This is a genomic window from Yokenella regensburgei (assembly GCF_051486985.1).
Lineage (GTDB): Bacteria > Pseudomonadota > Gammaproteobacteria > Enterobacterales > Enterobacteriaceae > CBFFRJ01.
Genome location: NZ_JAHVDV010000043.1, coordinates 1 through 20,390, shown reverse-complemented (window position 1 = coordinate 20,390; position 20,390 = coordinate 1). Strand labels below are relative to the sequence as shown.

At 53.3% G+C, this 20,390-nt stretch carries 20 protein-coding genes; 3 read left to right on the top strand and 17 right to left on the bottom strand.

Translation table 11 applies throughout. The annotated features are described in order from the left end of the window. Positions 1-113: 113 nt before the first annotated feature. From KXR87_RS21515 to KXR87_RS21505, 3 genes are all read right to left on the bottom strand, one after another. The gene (locus KXR87_RS21515) at positions 114-1,250 is read right to left on the bottom strand and encodes a D-alanyl-lipoteichoic acid biosynthesis protein DltD (RefSeq protein ID WP_437434252.1); all 1,137 of its coding nucleotides are present in this window, start codon (positions 1,248-1,250) and stop codon (positions 114-116) included. A gap of 353 nt (positions 1,251-1,603) precedes the next feature. Further along, positions 1,604-1,726 (bottom strand): hypothetical protein, encoded by a 123-nt coding sequence (locus KXR87_RS21510; RefSeq protein WP_437434251.1) that lies wholly within the window; start codon positions 1,724-1,726, stop codon positions 1,604-1,606. Positions 1,727-1,988: 262 nt separating this feature from the next. Beyond that, on the bottom strand, positions 1,989-2,510 hold the full coding sequence (locus KXR87_RS21505; RefSeq protein ID WP_437434250.1) for a hypothetical protein: 522 nt from the start codon (positions 2,508-2,510) through the stop codon (positions 1,989-1,991). A 144-nt stretch (positions 2,511-2,654) separates the two neighbouring features. Here KXR87_RS21505 and KXR87_RS21500 point away from each other — a divergent pair, with 144 nt between their 5' ends. Then, complete coding sequence (locus tag KXR87_RS21500) at positions 2,655-2,954, top strand: hypothetical protein (protein ID WP_437434249.1); 300 nt, start codon at positions 2,655-2,657, stop codon at positions 2,952-2,954. Positions 2,955-3,116: 162 nt separating this feature from the next. Beyond that, entirely contained in the window at positions 3,117-3,329 is a 213-nt protein-coding gene (locus KXR87_RS21495; RefSeq protein ID WP_437434248.1) for a hypothetical protein, read from the top strand. Between the two features lie 96 nt (positions 3,330-3,425). Here the strand turns inward: KXR87_RS21495 and KXR87_RS21490 are convergent, their stop codons facing one another. The 3 genes from KXR87_RS21490 to KXR87_RS21480 form a co-directional block, all read right to left on the bottom strand. Continuing rightward, positions 3,426-3,671, bottom strand: a complete 246-nt coding sequence (locus tag KXR87_RS21490; RefSeq protein WP_437434247.1) for a biofilm development regulator YmgB/AriR family protein — start codon at positions 3,669-3,671, stop codon at positions 3,426-3,428. 178 nt (positions 3,672-3,849) lie between these two features. Continuing rightward, positions 3,850-4,686 (bottom strand): glycosyltransferase family 8 protein, encoded by an 837-nt coding sequence (locus KXR87_RS21485; RefSeq protein ID WP_437434246.1) that lies wholly within the window; start codon positions 4,684-4,686, stop codon positions 3,850-3,852. Further along, positions 4,683-6,065, bottom strand: a complete 1,383-nt coding sequence (locus tag KXR87_RS21480) for a D-arabinono-1,4-lactone oxidase (protein WP_437434245.1) — start codon at positions 6,063-6,065, stop codon at positions 4,683-4,685. Before KXR87_RS21480 ends, KXR87_RS21485 begins: the two co-directional genes overlap by 4 nt. 414 nt (positions 6,066-6,479) lie before the next feature. Here KXR87_RS21480 and KXR87_RS21475 point away from each other — a divergent pair, with 414 nt between their 5' ends. Beyond that, a complete protein-coding gene (locus KXR87_RS21475; RefSeq protein WP_437434244.1) occupies positions 6,480-7,508 on the top strand; it encodes a LacI family DNA-binding transcriptional regulator in 1,029 nt (342 codons plus the stop codon). 66 nt (positions 7,509-7,574) lie between these two features. Here KXR87_RS21475 and KXR87_RS21470 read toward each other — a convergent pair whose 3' ends face one another. From KXR87_RS21470 to eat, 11 genes are all read right to left on the bottom strand, one after another. Next, positions 7,575-8,342, bottom strand: a complete 768-nt coding sequence (locus tag KXR87_RS21470; protein WP_437434243.1) for an HpcH/HpaI aldolase family protein — start codon at positions 8,340-8,342, stop codon at positions 7,575-7,577. A 40-nt stretch (positions 8,343-8,382) separates the two neighbouring features. Further along, positions 8,383-9,165 carry a 2-keto-4-pentenoate hydratase gene (locus KXR87_RS21465; RefSeq protein ID WP_437434242.1) on the bottom strand — a complete coding sequence of 261 codons (783 nt, stop codon included), beginning with the start codon at positions 9,163-9,165 and terminating at the stop codon, positions 8,383-8,385. A gap of 30 nt (positions 9,166-9,195) precedes the next feature. Then, positions 9,196-10,158, bottom strand: a complete 963-nt coding sequence (locus KXR87_RS21460) for a D-2-hydroxyacid dehydrogenase (RefSeq protein WP_437434241.1) — start codon at positions 10,156-10,158, stop codon at positions 9,196-9,198. A gap of 70 nt (positions 10,159-10,228) precedes the next feature. Continuing rightward, positions 10,229-11,539: a tricarballylate/proton symporter TcuC gene (tcuC, locus tag KXR87_RS21455; protein WP_437434240.1), complete on the bottom strand. Its 1,311-nt coding sequence runs from the start codon at positions 11,537-11,539 to the stop codon at positions 10,229-10,231. 275 nt (positions 11,540-11,814) lie between these two features. Continuing rightward, positions 11,815-13,086: a phosphopyruvate hydratase gene (eno, locus tag KXR87_RS21450; protein WP_437434239.1), complete on the bottom strand. Its 1,272-nt coding sequence runs from the start codon at positions 13,084-13,086 to the stop codon at positions 11,815-11,817. Further along, the gene (locus tag KXR87_RS21445; protein ID WP_437434238.1) at positions 13,083-14,111 is read right to left on the bottom strand and encodes a phosphotransferase family protein; all 1,029 of its coding nucleotides are present in this window, start codon (positions 14,109-14,111) and stop codon (positions 13,083-13,085) included. The genes eno and KXR87_RS21445 overlap by 4 nt, the downstream gene beginning before the upstream one ends. A 582-nt stretch (positions 14,112-14,693) precedes the next feature. Beyond that, complete coding sequence (locus KXR87_RS21440; protein ID WP_437434237.1) at positions 14,694-15,134, bottom strand: DUF421 domain-containing protein; 441 nt, start codon at positions 15,132-15,134, stop codon at positions 14,694-14,696. 10 nt (positions 15,135-15,144) lie between these two features. Next, positions 15,145-15,654 (bottom strand): hypothetical protein, encoded by a 510-nt coding sequence (locus tag KXR87_RS21435; protein ID WP_437434236.1) that lies wholly within the window; start codon positions 15,652-15,654, stop codon positions 15,145-15,147. Positions 15,655-15,739: 85 nt separating this feature from the next. Further along, entirely contained in the window at positions 15,740-16,519 is a 780-nt protein-coding gene (gene eutC / locus KXR87_RS21430; protein WP_437434235.1) for an ethanolamine ammonia-lyase subunit EutC, read from the bottom strand. Beyond that, the gene (locus tag KXR87_RS21425; protein WP_437434234.1) at positions 16,516-17,904 is read right to left on the bottom strand and encodes an ethanolamine ammonia-lyase subunit EutB; all 1,389 of its coding nucleotides are present in this window, start codon (positions 17,902-17,904) and stop codon (positions 16,516-16,518) included. Before KXR87_RS21425 ends, eutC begins: the two co-directional genes overlap by 4 nt. A 9-nt stretch (positions 17,905-17,913) precedes the next feature. Beyond that, positions 17,914-19,293 carry an ethanolamine permease gene (gene eat / locus KXR87_RS21420; protein ID WP_437434233.1) on the bottom strand — a complete coding sequence of 460 codons (1,380 nt, stop codon included), beginning with the start codon at positions 19,291-19,293 and terminating at the stop codon, positions 17,914-17,916. Between the last annotated feature and the right edge of the window lie 1,097 nt (positions 19,294-20,390).

Genomic DNA, 20,390 nt, shown 5'->3' with positions numbered 1-20,390 from the left:
TTTTTGATATTCAAAATGCACTTTAATATTTTTGCTATCGTCCACCGTGGACCAGGCAACAACCGTTACCGCCAGAAAGAGATAAAGAAAAAAAAGGCGTACCGCATATTTCATCATTTAAAATTCTCCGCAATAAAACGGTCCATCGGCACCCACGCAAGCTCAGTGGGATGCAGGCGATCCCAGTTCCAGCCGTTCTGATAAGGCTGCGCGTACATATCGAGATAAGGCACCTGGTTTTCTTTCAGGATTGCCTGAATGCGCTGATCCACTGGCCTGAACGTATCGGTGTTGTAGAGCGCCCACGGGTTTATGGGGTCGACGATGGCAATCACCTGCACATGGCGGGATTTCAGTAATGCAATCGTCTGCTGAAAGACCTCAATCTGTTTTGGTACCACCGGCGTGTCGTCCCATTGTTCGGGTTTATCTCCCGCTTCATAAATGGATTTATCCATCCACATGGTGGCGGCACTTTGCTGGCGTCGGCTGTTAAGTTCACGTGCGTGTGCCAGCTCCTGATCCCAGTCAGGCCGGGCGCTGGTGGGGTGCGGCATCGGCCACGAGGGGGCACTCTTCTTCTCAATATTGAGCAGGGCATACCAGTCGTTTTTCACCAACGTACAAAAATTAGCAAACTGGAAGCTCACTTCGTCGAGGATCATATCGACACTCCAGCCAGCGATTTTCATTTGAGCGAAGGTTAAATGGCTGACCTCTTCTTTATCGATATTTTTTAGGTAATTAACCAGTAGCGGTCGCGCCTGCGGATCCTTCATCAGCGGATCGAATATCGGCGACGGAAAGTGGTCGGCAAAAATAGCGGGTGGAATGCCTTTGGAATAAAAACTGTCCGGCGCTAATAACAGGACAACTTTACTGTTTTCATTCAGATCGTCTTTAAAGCGCGAGAAGAATAAGAACTGCGTAACATCGTCGACAAAGGCATCACCATAAGCCACAACGGGTTTGTGCAGCTGGTTATTAAAGTAATGATAAACCGCGTAATGTTCATTACGAGAGGTGGCCACTTCAGAAGCGCCAATAAAGAAAATTGCATTGCCTTTTAACGCATGTGAAATAGTCGCAATCTTGTCAGCCTGTTCTTTATCAGTGCCTTCCATTGAGGTGATCAACGGATGGAATCTCAGCGGCCCGGACTCGCGGGTCAGCAGCGGGTGGAGGCACAGGAACAGGACAGCGAGCGTCGCCATTAGGATATGTAGGCCCAGCGTGTTTTTTATTTTCATTATAAATGTGAAACAACCTGGTAATAATTTGTTTAAATTTTGTGAGTTGAAGATTCACAATAAAGAGACTTCTTCGTACCGGGCACTATATACCAGGGTGCTGTGCAAATATGAGTATTTCCGTGTAACGGTTTGTACAGCCTTAGCGGGGTAATAATACGCATTGCATCTACCCGGTCAGAGCCCGTTATTGCGGCGGTGAGGCACGGTTTACGCAATAGCTGATCAGCAGGCAGGTAACGGCAGTGCAGTGGGCGCTCAATGAGCGCGGCAGGGGGATGTTTATCCGAACCTAAAAGCAGGCAGCGGGCCGTTCCCCTGCTGCCTTAAGCGTGGCGAGGTCTGCTCTTGCATCATGCCTTGTGCGGGAGCGGTTTGCTGAACTCCACAAACACGGCCCAGGTTTCATCATTTTCTTGATTAAGCATCATGCCCGCGTCCAGTGCGCCGCTGAACATGTTTAATCCAACGTTCATTTTTCCTTCTTTACCGGAGGAGAAAATGGTTTTCTTTTTAAGCTCAAGTCCGGCGCTCAGGCAGCCGCCATTTTCTCTTGCGAAGACAATCGCTTCCCAGGAAGGCTCATAAGGTAACCAGCTAAAGCTGGGTTTATCGAGCGATGCGCCCTCCCGCTACTGGCAGATACTGTCAGGAAAACGATGATTCCTTGCCCTTACTTATTGAACGGCATCAGGTGCCATTACTTCAGGCCCGGTGGCCAATGAGTCCGCCCCGCCGTCAGGGCAGAACACGCCCGTCCAGCATCACCGCCCCCAGGGGCGTTGTTCGCTTATGTACGACCATGACCCCGTGGTCGTAATAATCTCCCGTGGGGTAGCAGACCCGGACCTCTTTCTGGAGATCGGGGTCAAAAACGTCCGCACCGGAACAGTTGTTTCTGCTACCGCTGGCATAGGTAAACGTGGTCCTGTACCAGGCCTCATCGCCAGGCAGGGCCCAGGCAATGACGCTGACAAGGAAATAGAGCACCAGCGTGGTCATGAAAAGGGAGGCAATAATTCCTGCTACCACCTTTTTCAGCCGCGTTTGTAAGTCTTCTGGCGTGCCTCGCATTCGACGAATGATCAAGACGACCATCAGGGCGGCGATGAGCAGGGCGGTAAGAAAAATAGCCTTCAGCAAGGCGGTATGCAGAAAGGTTACCCTGACGATATGTACCTGCCAGTAGACCACGCCAAAAATCACCGCAATGATGGAAAGCACGGTGGGGACCAAAAAAGAGTAAGAGTAATACTTCATTGTGTTGTTATTCTCTCTGCGCTACTGTTCTGCACCTTTGCGGCGTTACGCTAGCATACAAATTAAAAACTCGGCAAAACCTGTATATATGTGCATACTGATTAGGTCTTATCCAGACCTGTGCCGTAACCCCTGAGAGGCGAAATGAGTAAGAATGATAAGGAAAAGCTGGTAGATACCGTGATGGGAGAAGCTGTTCTCTCGATTCTGGAATCAGATGATGATGTCTCTTTTGATGCGTTGATTGGGCAGTTGCAGGAAAGCCTCAGCGCAGAAAGCAACGACGAAAGGCAAGAAGCCTTACGATCTGCGATTGGTGGTGTACATAGTTTTCGTACCCGTCCTGGCGGAAAAAAAGCCCCGGGTCGTTTGCAGGTCACTCAGCGTAAGAGCCGGCTCCAGCATGCCAGCCTTGTCATGGATGAGAACACCGTAAAGCATTAATTGTTGTCAGGCCCCTGTTTTCTGCTTGCGATGACAGGCCTAAGCTTTCCCACAAAACCCCTTCTAATCAGAATTGCTCCGGCATGTTTCTACGAATGCTAAATGTGAATTTGATCGAGCCTTCGGGCTCCAGAAGATATCACGCAGCAGCATGGAGTTTCATTGAAAGAAGATGAACAAATACGCATCGAAGAAATTCACGAGACGATTGGTCAGGCAGCAACGTACCTGATGAATTCCCGACTACCGGTGAATTCTGCCAACATCATCATGGTACTCCGTGCCCAATTGATCATTACCACAAACCCAGGGCAGAAAAAGGTCCTGGAAGCCACCCTGCATCATCTTACGTTAAAACGGGTCAAAACCGCCTGAGCGGGCCAGCTATAAAGCGGTTGCAGAGAGTGAGTAATGCCTTCACGGTTACGGGAAGGCATTACCTGGTCGAGAAAAATGATTTAAACAGCGGGATTACAGATCATCCGGGGTTTTCTGAACGATGATTTCCAGCGCATTTCGGTACACATCCAGTTTCACTACGTCTTCTTCCGTTTCAAGCAGTTGTATCAAAGCCAGAATGAGATCTTTATTTTGCACATCTGGTTTTATGCGACCGATACTTTTCCGGAGGTCGGCAATCAACTTCAACTCCACATCAAAGGCACGAAGGTTGCTTTCAAAGTGAGCGTTTAACTGGTCCTCGGTTGTCATGCGCATAGTCATTCCTGTAAAAATGAAAAAATGGCCTCTCTGAAAAGGGTGGAGAGCCAAGCCCTGAATAAAATTAGTCACCCTTTTTTAAGCCTGCAATGCCCGTCACAAAAAATATTTTTTCCGCTTGTGACCGGGTTACAAACGCCGTGAGGCGTGGCGCTACTATGCGCACGCAGTCCGCTTAGCGCGAAGCGTACTCCCACCACATTTTATGCAACGTATACCACTTATCACCCGGTTCGGGCTGTTTATCCCAGGGTTTATCGATAATGTAATGGATATTTTTTACCCGCGACATGTTCCACATTCTGGGGTGCTGAAATTGCAATGTTTTCAGCGCGTTGTAACCATAGTGCAGCGGCAGCCAGCGGCCATGAAAAATGTCGTTGAGGAAATCCTGCTCTGCGAATACATAGGTGCTGATGTCGGCCATCGCCACGATTTTGGTCAGCATCAGGTTATACACTGCCTGGTCGGGGGTGAGCACCAGAAAACCGGCGTTGAAGTAATTATCGACCGTGGTCGGGGGGCGGGCGGTCATCTCTTCATCTTCACACCAGCTGTAGTAACAGTTATCCGGCTGCCAGCTTGCAGGATAACTTTCGATGCGATTAGGGTTGCAGCGACAGGCGTGACAGGCGGCGATAAACCCCTCCTGTAACGGCAGCTCAAAGACCTCGTCCATGTTCTTTACCACCAGCATGTCGGCGTCGAGAAAGGCAACCCGGGCGTATTCGGTCATCGTCCATACCGCCAGTTTGCTCCAGACATCAGCAAATCGCGCGTTTGCATAGCGATGCGCCAGCGCCGGGTTGGGGCCAATTTCCGGCACGTCACGCACACGGCAGCCCTGATCCTGTAAACGCGAGCGGGTCTGCGCGTCAATGCCCGGCGTAACCATCACCTCCAGTGGCCAGGATGTACCGCTTCGCAGCAGCGAATGGTGCAATGCCTCCACGCCGGGCAGGTAGCCGGGCTGCGTCAGCAGCGTGACCCATGCGAACGTTGATGGGCTCATGCCAACACCTCCGTCATAAAATCATTCAGAAACACGCCACGCGGATCGAACGCCTGGCGGACTTCCTGAAACGCAGACCATTGCGGGTAGCATGTCGGCCAGTCATACAGCCGGGCGTCAAAATATTTGCCCCAGTGCGGTTTACCCCCGACGCTTGCCAGCAACGGCTCAACTGCCCGTAAAAATTCAAGTCCCTCCTGGGAGAGCGAGCCATCTTCGGCGTAATAGACCACAAAGCCGAAGAAACAGGTGGGCGTCTGCCAGGCCGGATTAAGCCAGGCGTCAGACGCGCCCGTACAACGTAAAATAATCGGGTAATGCATATGGGGATGCGTTTCGGCATACCATTTTTTGATTCGGGTAATCGCTGCCGGAGCGTTAGCCAGCGGCACACCGATTTCAATATTGATTTGTGGGGTGGCAATGCCCCGGCAGAAGACCTGGTAAACGTCACCGATCACATCCGAAAAGTCTTTAAAACGGGTGACGGTACGGAAGGGTTTGCCATTTTCGTCAACGATACGGGTGTCATTACGCATGTGCTGTAACGTCTTCTCCACCGCGTTGTTCATCTCGTCGCGGGTATCATCCAGCGTGACCAGGTCACCATGATTTTCTCGCCATGCCTGACGTTCATCCTCATTGGCCTCCCTGGCATTCCAGGTGTGTACTTTGTTTTCTTCCAGAAACCACCAGGCTTTACTGAAGACCCAGGACTGGTTCCATTCGACTAAATCCTGCTCCAGGGTATCTGCACTCACGGCATCTTTAAAACAGGTGTAGAGGGTCGCCGGGCGGGTACGCAGGGTGACGGCGGTAATGGCACCCAGAGCGCCAAGCCCCAGTTGCACCGCGCCAAACCACGGGTGGCTGCGATCCATGCTGTGCAGGTGGCCCGTACCATCAATGAAGCGAATATTCAGGGCTTCGTCGGCGATGGCGCTTTGCTGGAGTCCCTGTCCGTGTGTGCCCGTGGAGATGGCCCCTGCCAGCGTTTGCGCAGCAATCACGCCAGGGGAGGCGTTCAGCATCCGGTTCATGGAGGTCAGGATTTCGTAGACTTCGTGCATGGGGGTGCCCGCTGCAAAGGTGGCACTGTTGTCATCCACGGCCAGCAACCCGCGCAGGCGGGAGATATCCACCAGACGATCTTCAGGGTTGGCTACCGCGAGCATTCTGCCCGACGACATGCGACTCCCCATCAGGCGTATTTTCCCCCGACAATGAATAATGGCTTCCTGTAGCTGCGCCTCGGTCTCTGGTGTGATTACCGCACTTGCCTGCGCAAGGGTGGTGTTTTTCGCCCAGTTGAGCACCCGTGAGTCCGATGGACTCGCAGCTGGCTGGCGGCGGGGGAAAAGGGGGTGGAAAACGGTCATGAACAACTCCTCTGACAAAAACTGATCCAGTTTACAGCATAGTCCCGGATGTAAAAGCGTGACGGATGTCGCATTGATTTTTCAGGGTAAAGGAGGAGAAGAGGCGAAGGATAGGGAAAAAATAGTCATGAGGGGGTAAAGGATTAATTCATGCTTTCGCACTACGGCCTTTCACTTAATAATAAAATGGGTACTGGCAAGATAAGATAGTTATAAATTTGCACCTGCTCAGATTAATTCAAAACATTGTCAGGGTTGTAAATTGATAGTGCCAGATATAAGAACCTGCTAATATGGCTTTTGCACAATATATTTTATGCATCCTCACAACAATATTGATTCAGGATTATAATTATACTTCCCGGCTTGCCGTAAATGGCGGTGGTCAGGTCAGGACGACAATAAGGTGACGCAGTGACAATAAAAAAATTGGCTGCAATATTAGGCTTATCGCATACCACGGTCTCGCGTGCATTAAACGATCATCCTGCCATCAGTCAGGCGACCAAAAACAGCGTGTTGCAGGCCGCCAGAGAGTATGGCTATATCCCCAACAGCGCTGCCCGTGCGCTAAGAAATGCCAGTACCGGCGCCTTTGGCCTGGTCATTCCTGATATTCAGAACGACTTCTTTATCACTATTACCAATGCCATCGCCCACGTTGCGGCAGAACGCGCCTGGCAGATGATGCTCAGCATCAGCGGTGACAGGCCTGAAATGGAACACGCCGCGCTGCTGCGACTGATGACGGCGCGGGTGGACGGCATTATTTTCGCCCCTACCGCTGACCCCTTGCCGGAAACACAGGAGCTTGTGATGCGCACCAATGCCGTTCAGCTTCTGCGTCATCACGATAACCTGCCGACGCCGGTCATTGCTATCGATGAGCGCTACGGTATTAGCCTTGCGGTCAGGCATTTACAGGAACTGGGTCATACGCGTATTGGCTACATTGGCTCTGCCCAGCAGTTGAGCACGGGAGCGGAGCGCTTGCAGGGCTTTTTGCAAAACTTCACCCCGGCGCAGCAGCAGGCGCTTGAGGACATTATTAAAGTCGGGCCGCCGCAGGCAGAGTTTGGTGGCGATGCCTTCCGGCGTATCATGCGCTCGGCAGCACCCCCCAGCGCCCTGGTGCTGGGCAGCCCGCGCTACGCCATGAGTATTCTGCTTGCTGCAAAAGAGATGGATATCTCAATACCTGACGATCTCTCGCTGGTGGCTTACGGTGACGTCTCGTGGGGCAGCTTGCTGGAGGTGAAACTGACCTCTATCTCTTTGCCGGAAAAACAGGTTTCCGACGCCTGTATCAGCATTATCGACAGGCTGATGAACCAGGACACACCGCTCTCTCCCCGGCAATTTTATGCCAGCACGGAAAGCCAGCGCTTTACGCCGCAGCTGGTGCCGGGCGGTTCGACCAAAGCCTTTCGCCCAGGCCCGTAAAAAACCGGATGGGCCACAGGGCGCATCCGGAAAGGTAAATCCAATTGATACACAAGCTTCGGGAAACTATCTGAATGTCGCCAGGAGCTGTTCCGCACCTTTAGTCAGTAACCCCTGGTCAGATCCGATGGCAACCATCCGGAAGCCCAGCTCGATGTAGCGACGGGTCTGGGCTTCATCAGTACATAAAATGCCGGCCGCTTTTCCGGCCGCTCTCACCCGTCTGCCGGTCTCTTCGATCACCTTCACCACCTCCGGGTGCATCGGTTGACCGATGTAGCCCAGGCTTGCCGCGAGATCGCCCGGGCCAATGAAGAAAGCGTCAATACCATCAATGGCCGCCATCGCGTCGATATTCTCCAGCGCCAGGGTCGTTTCCGGCATCACAATCAGGCAGATCTCTTCGTCACAGGTGGTGGCGTAATTTTTGATGCGACCAAAACCGGAGGCGCGTGGGGCCCCGCAATACCCGCGTACGCCGTGTGGCGGATAACGCACAGCGGCCACCAGCGCTTTCGCCTGTTCAACGGTATCCACCTGCGGCACCATCAGCGTATTCACCCCTGCGTCGAGATACCGCTTGATTAACGAAATATCGTGATTCGGCACCCGCACCACCGGCTGGGTCGGCCCGCCGGCAGCACAGGCCTGGAGCTGAGAGTAAATCTCGATGTACTCACTTGGGCCATGTTCAGCATCAAGGCCAATAAAGTCGTAACCGCAGCCGGAAAGGAGCTCTGCGGCAACGTAGCTGCCAAGCTGTGTCCAGAGACCCAACTGCAGGGTGTTATTTTTAATGGCGTGTTTAAAATGATTTTTGGCGAGTTCCATCATTCTGTCCTTTAAGTGAGGGGACTTAACAGGAGTGGCCCTTTTATCCGGCAAAGCGTGTGCTTATCAGCCCGAGTCCGGTGATTTCCGCGTCAAACGCATCGCCCGGTTTGGCCGAAACGGCCGGACCTATCGCACCGGTAATGACAAACTCACCGGCGCGCAGGGGGTTGCCAGTGCGCACCAGGTCGTCCGCGAGCCACTTCAGGGCATGCAGCGGGTGGCCGAGAATAGCGGTCGCTTTACCCTGTGACACCACTTCATCGCCGCGTCGGGTGACCATTTCGCTACGGGTAATATCGCAGTCGGCGAGATAAACCGGACGGGTGCCCAGCACCACCAGGCAGGCAGCGGCGTTATCGGCGACAAAATCGCACGACGTCACGTCCCAGCCTGTTACGCGGCTGTCGCAGATTTCAAAGGCCGGCAGGAGATAGTCAACGGCGTCGATAATATCGAGGATGGTGTGCGCGGTTTGCGTCAGATCTTTTTTCAGCACCACCGCTATTTCCGTCTCGACACGCTGGTCGCTCACCACCGGTTTGGTAATTTCAGCCCCGTCAATCAGTACCATATCGGCATAAATGGTGCCGTAGCAGGGATCAGAGATACCAAACTGTTGCTGTACCGCTTTGTTGGTCAGACCCAGCTTGCGCCCCACCCGGCGGCGACCCCTGGCCTGCCAGAGGCGGTCGTTGTAGTTCTGAATCATGTAGGCAGTATCAAGATCCGTACTGTCGACCAGATCGCGGATAGGGTTACCGGCTTCGTTGTTATCCCAGGCCTGGCGCAGCAAATCCGCCGCTTTAATGATGTTGTTTTGCATATTTGTCTCTGTCTGTCTGAGTTTGTTCTGTTAATTACCGACCCGGTTCTGCGGTTTGCCATCAATAAACGCTTTTACGTTATCGACCGTGGTGTCCAGAATGCGTCCACGTGCTTCAACGGAGGCCCAGGCAATGTGCGGTGTAATGATGCAATTTTTGGCCGTTAACAACGGGTTATCAGGCACCGGCGGTTCTTTGGAGAGCACATCGACGGCAGCACCAGCAATAACGCCGTTATTCAGCGCTGCGGCAAGGTCGGCTTCGTTCACCAGATCGCCGCGAGAGGCATTAAGCAGCAGGGCCGATTTCTTCATTTTGCTCAGGGCCACGGCATTGATCATGCCCTGGGTTTTCGGCGTCAGCAGGCAGTGCAGGCTAATCACATCCGCTTCGGCGTAAAGGGTGTCGAGGCTGACATAGCGCACCCGGTCGTTTTCCAGCGCGCTGTTCTGGTACTCGTCATAGGCCAGTACGTTCATACCCAGCGCCTGGGCCACCACGCCAAAGGCCTGGCCGATGCGCCCATAGCCAATGATGCCGACGTTTTTACCCGCCACTTCCAGCATCGGTTTCAGCCAGTAACAGAAATCGGGTTTTTTACCCCAGCCGCCCGCATGTACATCGGTATCGTGCAGGCCGACCTGGTTGCAGAGTTCCAGCATCAGTGCGGTAGTAAACTGGGCGACGGTTGAGGTGCCGTAAGTGGGCACGTTGGAGATAATGACGCCATGTTTGCTGGCAGCCGCTAAATCAATGACGTTATAGCCGGTTGCCGTTACACCAATAAATTTCAGGTTCGGACACTGGCTAAATTCTTTTTCGGTTAATACGACTTTATTAATAATGGCAATATCCGCGTCGCCGATTCTTTCGACCACCTGGCTGGGTTCAGATGTGTCGTAAACGGTTATTTCACCCAGTTGCTGAAGTTTCTCCCACGACAGATCGCCAGGATTAAGTACACCACCATCTAAAATAACAATTTTCATCATTTTCCTGTTCCAGTGTTATTGCAGCAGTACATCAACCTAATCGATGTACTGCTGTCAGGTCATCAATTACTTAATGTAATTGTTTGGTCTGATTTATTGCTGTCTGTTTATGGTCGAGGGTTAATACCGCTAACAAACTCAGGACGGCGTTAAAGCCAAGCCATACGCCCACCATCGCATTACTGCTGAAGGTATGGTTCAGCCAGGTACAAATGGCCGGGGTCAGCCCGCCGAGGACAGCGGCAGCAACGGCCTGGGCAAAGGAGTAACCTGCAGTACGTGCATGCGCGGGCACCAGTTCCACCATCGCCGCCACCTGAACGGAGCTGTAGCAGGCATACATAAACGAGAACCACAGTTCAAAGACCACAAATTTGAACACGGTCGGGTCCGCCGCAAGCCAGGAGAGCAACGGCCAGGCGGTGATAGCCCCGGTGAGCGTCACCACAATCAACATGGTTCTGCGGTTAACGCGGTCGGCAATCATTGCGGTGACAGGCAGCCACAGCAGAATCGACAAACCAACAAAGAACAGCGTAATAAAGCCAACGTGCTCGCCAAGGTTCAGACTCTTGATAAAGGTGGGCGCATAGGTGGTGACCGTCTGGGCGGTGACGGTTGCCATCGCCACCATCCCCATGCAGGTCAGAATGATGCGCCAGCCGGAGACGAGGCTGCTACAGATCTCTTTGACGCTCGGCGTGGTCTTCTTCTTCGCAAAGACTTCAGTTTCCTGCAAATTAGAGCGCAGCCAGAACATCAACGGGATCACCGCACAACCAATCAGCAGCGGAATACGCCAGCCCCAGTCATGCAGCTCATCCGTGCTCAGGGTATAAAGCAGGACCAGGCCGATAAGGGAGGCGGCCATGACCGCAAACTGTTGGGAACCTACCTGCCAGCAGGTATAGAAAGCGCGGCGATTTGGCGGCGAAATTTCTGCCAGATAGACCACCACGCCACCCAGTTCAGCACCTGCGGAGAAGCCCTGTAGCAAGCGACCTAATATGACGATAACCGGTGCCGCCATGCCAATAGAGGCGTAGGTAGGGGTTAACGCCACGCAGAGAATACCCACCGACATCAGTGCCAGGGCCATAATTAACCCTTTTCTGCGTCCGTGGCGGTCGGTATAGGCCCCAAGGATGATCGCCCCGAACGGACGGGCGAAGAAACCTAAGGCAAATGTCATCAGGGTGAGCATTAACGAAACATATTCATTATCTGACGGGAAATAGGCCTGTGAAATATAACGGGCATAATAGCCATATACCATAAAGTCATAAATTTCCAGAGCATTACCCGCACCCACCTGAATGATGGGTTTCACCTGCATTTTATGTTTGGCCGCAGGGACTACCTCGGCGCTGGTTTCGGTCATTTGAATCTCCTTAAATTATGTTTACCCGTAAGGCGAATGGATAATTTTTGAAAAAACTCATACAACCAGAACAGACATTGAAAATTCAGGTGTAGGGCCCGGAGATAACGCCTGTTCCGCTAAGCGGATATACCCGTCATACTTCAGGCTGCATATGCACTGGTGCGTTCGTTCACCCCAGTGACTGACTTCAGTAAGCTTTTGGGCGCTCACGCGCTTGCCGCCTTTATGCAACGCGAAATAATAAGGGATAAAAATACAAATCTTTTAAAGCGTTATTTATAATCCAGAGCCTTTACGCCAAAATATTCCAGCGCATTACTGTCTTCCAGACGTATCGCTTCATTCCATTTAGAGGTGCGCTCGGCACGAGTCATTGAACCTACTTTTAATTGCCCTGCATTTAGCCCAACGGCGAGATGCACAATAATATTGTCTTCGGTTTCGCCAGAACGGGCTGAAACAATCGTGCCATAACCGGCTTTTTGCGCTTCCATGAAGGCCGTGCGTAACTGCGTAATGGTTCCGGCCTGGTTGGCTTTTAATAACACGGCGTTACAGGCACCTGACTGTGCAGCCGCTTTTACGCGATCACCACTGGTCACGAAATAATCGTCACCGACAATCTGCACTTTCGAACCGGCGGCTTTTGTGAAGGCAATGAGTCCGGCTTCGTCATCTTCCGCTAACGGATCTTCAATCGAAAGAATAGGGTAGCGATCGAGCCAGCCGAGCAGCAGGTCACACATACCGTCCGAATCGTATTCCGTCGATTCCAGCGCCAGACGGTAACGGCCCGCTTTACCAAATTCAGAAGCGGCAATATCCAGCGCAATAGAGACATCCTGACCCGGCGTGTAGCCCGCGCCCTCAATGGCTTTTACCAGGGTATCCAGCGCCTCTTCATTACTGGTGAATTCCGGCCACCAGCCGCCTTCATCCGCCACGCCACTTAAATGCCCGCGCTGTTTCATGATGCGCCCGGCGCTATGGTAGACCTCGGCGGTCATGACCAGCGCTTGCTCAAAAGAGGTGGCGCCGTTGGCAATTACCATCAGATCCTGAATATCGATGCGGCGGCCCGCATGGGCGCCGCCGCCGAATATCTGGATTTGCGGCAGCGGCAGCGCCACGTTGTTGTCCCCTGCCAGGTACTTCCACAGCGGCAGATGGGCATTGTTGGCCGCGGCATACAGGGCCGCCATCGAACAGGCGACAGCGGCGTTCCCCCCCAGACGGGAGAAAGTACCGGTGCCGTCGAGTTCAATCAGGATGCTGTCAATCAGCTGCTGGTCGTTAACATCGGTGCCAGTAAGCGCAGGGGCGATTTCATTTTTAATGTTGCGCAGCGCTTTTTGAACATCTTTACCTGACAGGGCATTACCGCCATCCCGCAACTCCACTGCTTCGTGCATCCCGCAGGACGCGCCTGCCGGTGCCATGCCACGGCCGACGATGCCGTTTTCCAGCTGCACTTCCACTTCGACCGTAGGCCAGCCGCGGGAGTCCCACACGCGACGCCCGCGCACATTTTTAATTCGACTCATAACCCGATCTCCTTCTTCCAGAATGATGTGATGTCTTTGAGCTGGGTAAACTGACGTTCCAGCAATGCGCAACTGATACGGCGCGCGGCTTGCGCCTGAGTTTCGGTAAAATATTCAACGGGAGATTTGCCATCGACCCGCGCCAGAATCAGGCAGGGTAATAACGTGGCGACGCGGGTTTCACAGGCGGTAGCAGGTTCCCATGTCACGCAGTTGAAATAGTGTTGTGTGAGCGTGTCGAAACAAAGGAGCAACTGTTCCTGCACTGCCTGGCTTGCGGTAACAAGGGTTTTTAACAAGAAATGGTTTAAGCAAAATGCCAGATCAAATGCCGGATCGCCGTACCAGGCGCACTCCGCATCGAGAATGACCGGCCCTTTTGGCCCGCGCAGGATATTTTTCGGACTGATATCCCCATGCACCAGCGCCAGCTTTGTTGACTGCGTTCTTTCGCATACCGATTGAATAAAACCAGCGTACTGGGGATAAACGCGGGCAATTTCCCCGAGGTAGGGGTCCAGGCGTAGCGAAAAGAAGTTGTCGTCCCAGGCAAAGATCTTTGCCAGTTCACTGTTTTTTGCGGTTTGCTGATGAATATGGCCCAGCAGGCTACCCATCAGGCCGGCAAACTCTGCATCAATTTCGCCCTGTAATAACTGCGCTTTCCAGTTGGCAAAGTGCTCTGCCGGTAAATAATCCATCACAAAGCAGAGCGCGCTTCTGTCGACGCCCTGAATATGCGGTACGGCATCCGGGGCGATTTGCGCTACGGTTTTCATCCAGTCTATTTCTGCAAAAACGCGTTCAAGCGGGGCGTGCCATGATTTTGCCACCTTCAGTTTGGGCAAGGCCTGCTTGAGGCAGAAATGGTGGTCGCCGACGCTTATCTTTAAAATCGTCGAAGAGACACCGCCTGTTAATGGCGTTACACGCAGGGTGTCGTGTTCGTGAATTAACCCCATAGGAAGCAAAACCTCACGTATTGCCTCCTGACTGGCTGCAAGATCGTTAAAACCTGTGTCCATGCCTGTACCTGCCATTAAATGGTTTTTTAAACGCGTTAAAAACGTCGTAAATATGCGATTTATGCCGCTGGATTAAGCGGGTAGGGTGCGCATTGCCTGATGCAATATCCAGGGTGCTCAAAAATGTTAGCCATTTTAATAACCTTAAATAACATCGTCTGTTGCTGATTTAGATGATTTTGTTGAAGTGAGTTAATTTATGCACACGTGTGCATTGGCGTCAATCGGTTGTTAGCTAAAATAGGTTGGTAACGCGATATGTTAAAATAAAATATGTATAATTCTTCGTTTTTAAATGTTTTATTTAATTGTGATCGGGATCGTATTTCAGAAAATAGTCTATTTTAAACGCGCTCCAGGTATTTAGCTCGCTGAAAGCAGTCTGCGGATGCGAAAGGTCTTAAATTCATTTTTGAGTGTGGGATCACAATGATTAACGGGCTTTTACTACAATTAAGTTAACATTTTGAATTTAATTTTAAGCAGGAGAGATAAATGCCTATACGTGCCGTCATGGCGGAAACGCCGGGCAGAGAGTAAAGTCATTCTTGCTCCCATGACGGTTTGTTATGAAAAATAAGCTTATTTAGTAATGATTGAAATATGCCCGTTGCGCTCCAGGATGGCGTACTTTATGTCATCAAGTTTATCAACGCCCTGATTATTACGGGCTGACACCATGATGTCGTCATAACTGATGTCAGCGTCTTTCATCTTTTTCATCAGCAACTGACCATTTTCCACCAGCACCACCGGCGCGCCATCAATCGCGTCCTCCGCATTGTGGATATACCGTTTGACCAGGCCGAACAAAATGTCGACCACCACCAGGGTGATAATGGTCAATGCCGCACCGGTGACTGAAAAATCGCTTCCCAACAGCGCCTGCTGGGTGGCCTCGCTGATGATGAGCAGCAAAATCAGATCAAACGAGGTCATTTGTAGTAAGGCCCGGCGCCCGGCAATTTTAAACACCACCATCAGTACCAGATAAACGGCGACAGCCCGCAAGACCATTTCCATATTGTCATCCTCAGGGATAGATAAATTGCCAGAGTGTGATGCCGGGTAAACCGTCCACGTCGATTTGTGAGGTCATGCTGCCGGGGGCCAGTGGCGTAAGGCCCAGCCAGAGGGTAAAGGTAGTGCCTGGATAGACATTGTTATACTCCAGTCGCAGTGCGCCATTCTGACTGGACATTGCCGACGGTTGCGGCTGTAAGGTGCGGATTTCGTAGCCTTGCATAAAGTCGCCGCCGAGCGTAATGACCACTCTCTCCTGCTGCGGCACCTTAACGCTTACCCGCATGCTGGTGTCACTTTGCAGACGACCAAAGCGCTGATAGGTGGCCGCTATCTGCCCGTTGTGGTTCCGGGCCGTCGCGTCGCTGAGATAACCTTCCGAAAACAGGCCGCCAAGCGCGGCAAGGACAATCAGCATAAGCAGAAGCGCACCGTACTTCTGAATGCGGGCTTCAGCACGTAGCCAGAAAGGATTTTCTTTTACAGGGTGAGAATAGACAGGCTCATGGTGCTCTTTCACCTTGCTCTCTCCATCAGACAAGATGTTAAGAGTATGGAACAGAAAAACGCGTTCTGCCTTGCGGTAAAACGCGGTATCAGGGGAGTTAACGGGGCAGGGCGATACGCGGTTTAACCCGGTCGTGCAGCGCCGGATTGTCACTCTCGTCTTTCAGTTTTACGCCGGTCAGCCTGCGTAAAAAGGCCTGTTCCAGCAGCCAGGCGAGCTTAAAGGCGGCGGCCTCAAAATTGAGCCCTTCCGGGCGGATGTTGGAGATGCAGTTACGCTCTGACTCTAGTCGCTTGCGCTCTGGCTTCCACGTCAAATAAACCCCCAGACTGTCCGGCGAGGAGAGACCAGGGCGCTCACCGATAAGCATAGCGACCGCTTTGCTGTTGAGGGTTTCGCCGATGTCATCGCCCAGCGCAACGCGGGACTGGTGTGCCAGCACCACCGGGCCATGAGAGAGTCCCAGCGTTTGCAGATAGGGTAACAGGGCGGTAATCAGCCCCAGCGACTGACGTTGCACCGCGTGGGAAGAGAGCCCGTCGCCAATGACCAGCAGCAGATCGTGCGGGGGGATGCGGCTGGCAGCCAGTTCAGCGCGGCTTTCGTCGCTGAGCCTGCGCCCCAGATCCGGGCGGTTAAGGTAGATATGCCGGTCCGTTGCGGCACTGTGTGCCTCCAGGGTTTCCAGGCCCAGCGCCTGAAGCTGTCGGGCAAGACTTTCACTGTCAAACGGCTGGTGGATGGCGTCCCGGGCCTGCGCATGGGCGAGGCCGAAGTTCAGCACTTCCTGGGTGGGAAGGCTGGCGCCACTGCGCCCAAGTGCTATGCGGGCATCGGTAAATTCACGCAGCAGGGTCCATGCATCAGGTGGATTCATGCGAGTGCTCCATGTGGCAGGGCGCTGAGTAGCGGATGGTTAACGCCGGTCAGACGGAGCTGTCCGTGCGCATCAATGATCTGCATGCGGGTTAACCAGTCGGCGAATTCCGGGGCATGCTTCAGCCCCAGCAGGCGGCGAGCATAGAGTGCGTCATGAAAAGAGGTGCTCTGATAGTTGAGCATGATGTCATCCGCACCCGGCACGCCAATCAGGAAGGTCAGCCCGGCGTTACACAACAGGGTGAGCAGGGTGTCCATGTCGTCCTGATCGGCTTCTGCATGGTTGGTGTAGCAGACGTCGCAGCCAATCGGCAGCCCCATCAGCTTGCCGCAGAAGTGATCTTCCAGCCCGGCGCGAATGATCTGCTTGCCGTCATAGAGATACTCCGGCCCGATAAACCCCACCACCGTATTGACCAGCAGCGGACTGAAATGGCGTGCCACGGCGTAGGCGCGCGCCTCGCAGGTTTGCTGGTCCACGTCGTAATGAGCGTTAGCCGACAGGCAACTGCCCTGGCCGGTTTCAAAATACATCACGTTGTTGCCGAGGGTGCCGCGTTTAAGACTTAGCGCCGCCTCCTGCGCCTCTTTAAGCATCGCCAGATTGATGCCAAAACCGCTGTTAGCCGCCTCGGTACCAGCCACCGACTGGAAGACCAGATCTACCGGCGATCCGCGTTCGATCAGTTGGAGGGTATTGGTCACATGGGTCAGCACGCAGGACTGGGTCGGAATGCTAAAGCGGGTAATGATGTCGTCCATCATATGGTTGAGCCTGTCCAGCACCGGCAGGCTGTCGCTGGCCGGATTAATCCCCACCACCGCGTCGCCGGCACCATAGAGCAACCCATCAAGCATACTGGCAGCGATGCCTTTGAGATCATCTGTCGGGTGGTTAGGCTGTAGCCGCACGCTGAGGTGACCGGGCAGACCGATGCTATTACGAAAACGGGTTACGACGCTGCACTTGCTGGCTGCCAGAATCAAATCCTGATTACGCATCAGCTTGCTGACCGCGGCGGCCATTTCCGGGGTAATGGCACAAGCAACGTCGCGCAGCACCGTGCTGTCCGTGGCGTCAGCCAGCAGCCAGTCGCGAAAATCGCCCACCGTCAGGTGGCTGATGGCGTGAAAGGCCGCCGTATTGTGCGTATCGATGATAAGGCGGGTGACTTCATCGTCTTCATAGGGAATAAGTGGATTTTCGAGAATGTCACGCAATGGCAGCGCGGCGAGCGCCATTTTAGCGGCCATGCGTTCTTCAGCCGACTGCGCAGCCACGCCGGCCAGCACATCCCCGGAGCGGGCCGGGGAGGCCTTAGCCATCAGCTCTTTTAAGCTGGCGAACCGGTAGACCCGGTGCGCCAGAGTGGTCTTATACATTCCGTCTCCTCAGGAGAGTACACGCAGTTGCGGGTCGGGTGCGGCGCGTTCACGGGCCGTTGCCGTTTTACGGAACCACAGATAACCGCCGAGCATCATCAGCGCGAAAATCAGCGCCAGCAGCGTGTTGTACCAGACCATCGCCACCAGACAGAGTACCGCCATGCCCAGGGCAAACGCCGGGGCGATCGGAAACAGCGGCGCTTTAAACGGGCGCGTAAGGTTGGGTTCGCTGCGGCGCAGCTTAAACAGTGCCGCCATCGAGGTGATATACATAACAATAGCGCCGAATACCGACATCGTCACAATGCAGGCGGTGAGCGGCATACCACTGATGGTAATGATCGAATCGGAGAAGATAGCGGCAATACCCACCACGCCACCTGCCAGGATGGCGAGATGCGGGGTGCGGGTTTTGCGATTCAGAGTTGCCAGCGGTGCGGGCAGATAGCCTGCGCGTGCCAGCGAGTAGATCTGGCGCGAGTAACCCATGATGATGCCATGAAATGACGCCACCAGGCCAAACAGCCCCAGCCAGACCAGCATATGCAGCCAGCCGCTGCTGTCACCCACCACCACTTTCATTGCCTGGGGCAGGGGATCGTTGATGTTTGACAGGGTGCGCCAGTCGCCCACACCACCGGCAAACATCATTACGCCTACCGCCAGAACGGTTAGCGTCAGAATGCCGCCGCCCAGGGCGCGGGGAATGGTACGCTGCGGATCTTTCGCTTCTTCTGCCGCCATCGACGCGCCTTCAATCGCGAGAAAAAACCAGATAGCAAACGGAATTGCTGCGAACATCCCCGGCAGCGCCAGCCCGCTGAAGTTGTCGGCACCCGCCCAGCCGTTGGCGGTGAAATTATCCCAGGAAAAACCCGGTGCCACGACGCCCATAAAGACCAGCAGTTCAAAGATGGCCAACAGAGTGACAATTAACTCAAACGTAGCGGCAATACCTACGCCGAGAATATTTAGCGTCATAAATATGACGTATGCCCCACAGGCCACCCATTTAGGATCAAGTGAGGGAAACTGAACATTAAGATAAGCCCCGATTGCCATTGCGATGGCCGGTGGCGCAAAAACAAATTCTATCAGGGTCGCGAAACCGGCAATGAAACCCCCGGTCGGCCCGAAAGCCCGATAAGCATAAGCGAAAGGGCCGCCCGCATGAGGGATTGCGGTGGTCAGTTCGGTAAAGCTAAAAATAAAGGCGCAATACATGGCGGCTATCGCCAGGGCGACAATCAGAAAGCCCAGCGTGCCTGCCTGGGACCAGCCATAACTCCAGCCGAAATATTCTCCTGAGATTACCAGGCCAACGGCAATACCCCATAAACGGAAGCTGCCGAGCGTTCTTTTTAGTGTGGTTGATTCGGTGGTCATCTTCTACTGCCTCGCCAATAAACAGAGTGCAGAAGGAATTGCAAAGGCGATGCCACAATCGCTTTATCCTCATAATTCATTGGGTTGTTGATCTTTTGCAGAGGATTACCAGCAAACCGGCCAGAGAATGCACCGTGACCTGTCAGCGGCTGGTGCAGCGTGCGCTTTCATGGTGAAAACCAGTAAGCCGTCTGCCATCGCAGGGCCTAAGGTGGCGTTAAATAAGGGGGAACTTGATAAAATAGGGACCTGAGTGAAATTTTTTCCACTGGCGAAGCATAATGTCCACGCCAAAAAGGAATATTAAAAATAAATACCGGTATACTAATGCGAATATTCCTGGGTCGGGATTTTGCCGCCGGTGCTTTAATTACCTTGAGACCTTTGGAATCGCACATCCTCTATTTTAAACGTTGATTACGTTATAGATTTAATTTTAGTTAATCGATTCTGTCGGTCGAACCATGTATATTTGAAGTTGTCGCCTGATGTTAAATGTAATTTCTGAGAATGAGTTGACCTGAACAAATTCGCACTTTAGTTTGAGAGTGAGAATGGTCAGGAAAATCCAGGATTGTATTTAACTAAGGAGGGGTATATGGCCTGGCGTCCAATTTTGTATGTCATTTTTACCACAAATCCACGATTAACGACCCGACGGGCAAGGCTGCGGCTGGTAGCCAGTCAGGGGTGAACTCGCTCGCTTTACTGGCAAGGGCACGACTTCAGTAACGCTCGTTAAATCCCTAAATCAAGGGCAGCAGACTGACTATCAGCGCTGCATGTTCCCCTCACCCTGACCCTCTCCCCGGAGGGGCGAGGGGATCGTTTTGTGCGGTTTGTCAGTGCTTCTCTCCCTCACGTTTTACAGCGATAGCATTGCTCAATGAGAGTAAAACCGTCGCAGCGATGACCAGGTCCGGCTGAAAATCGACGACGCGTATCCGYAAGGCCGGGGCGCCGCGCAGGGATGCGCGGCGAGGGCGGCTTTACAGGGAGGTTTCCTCCGCCCGTCCCCGATAAGCCTGAAGGATTAAGCGTCGTGAACCGCGAAGCGGCGATTTTCCTGGCCGGGAGCCCGGGTCGCCAGGGTGGTG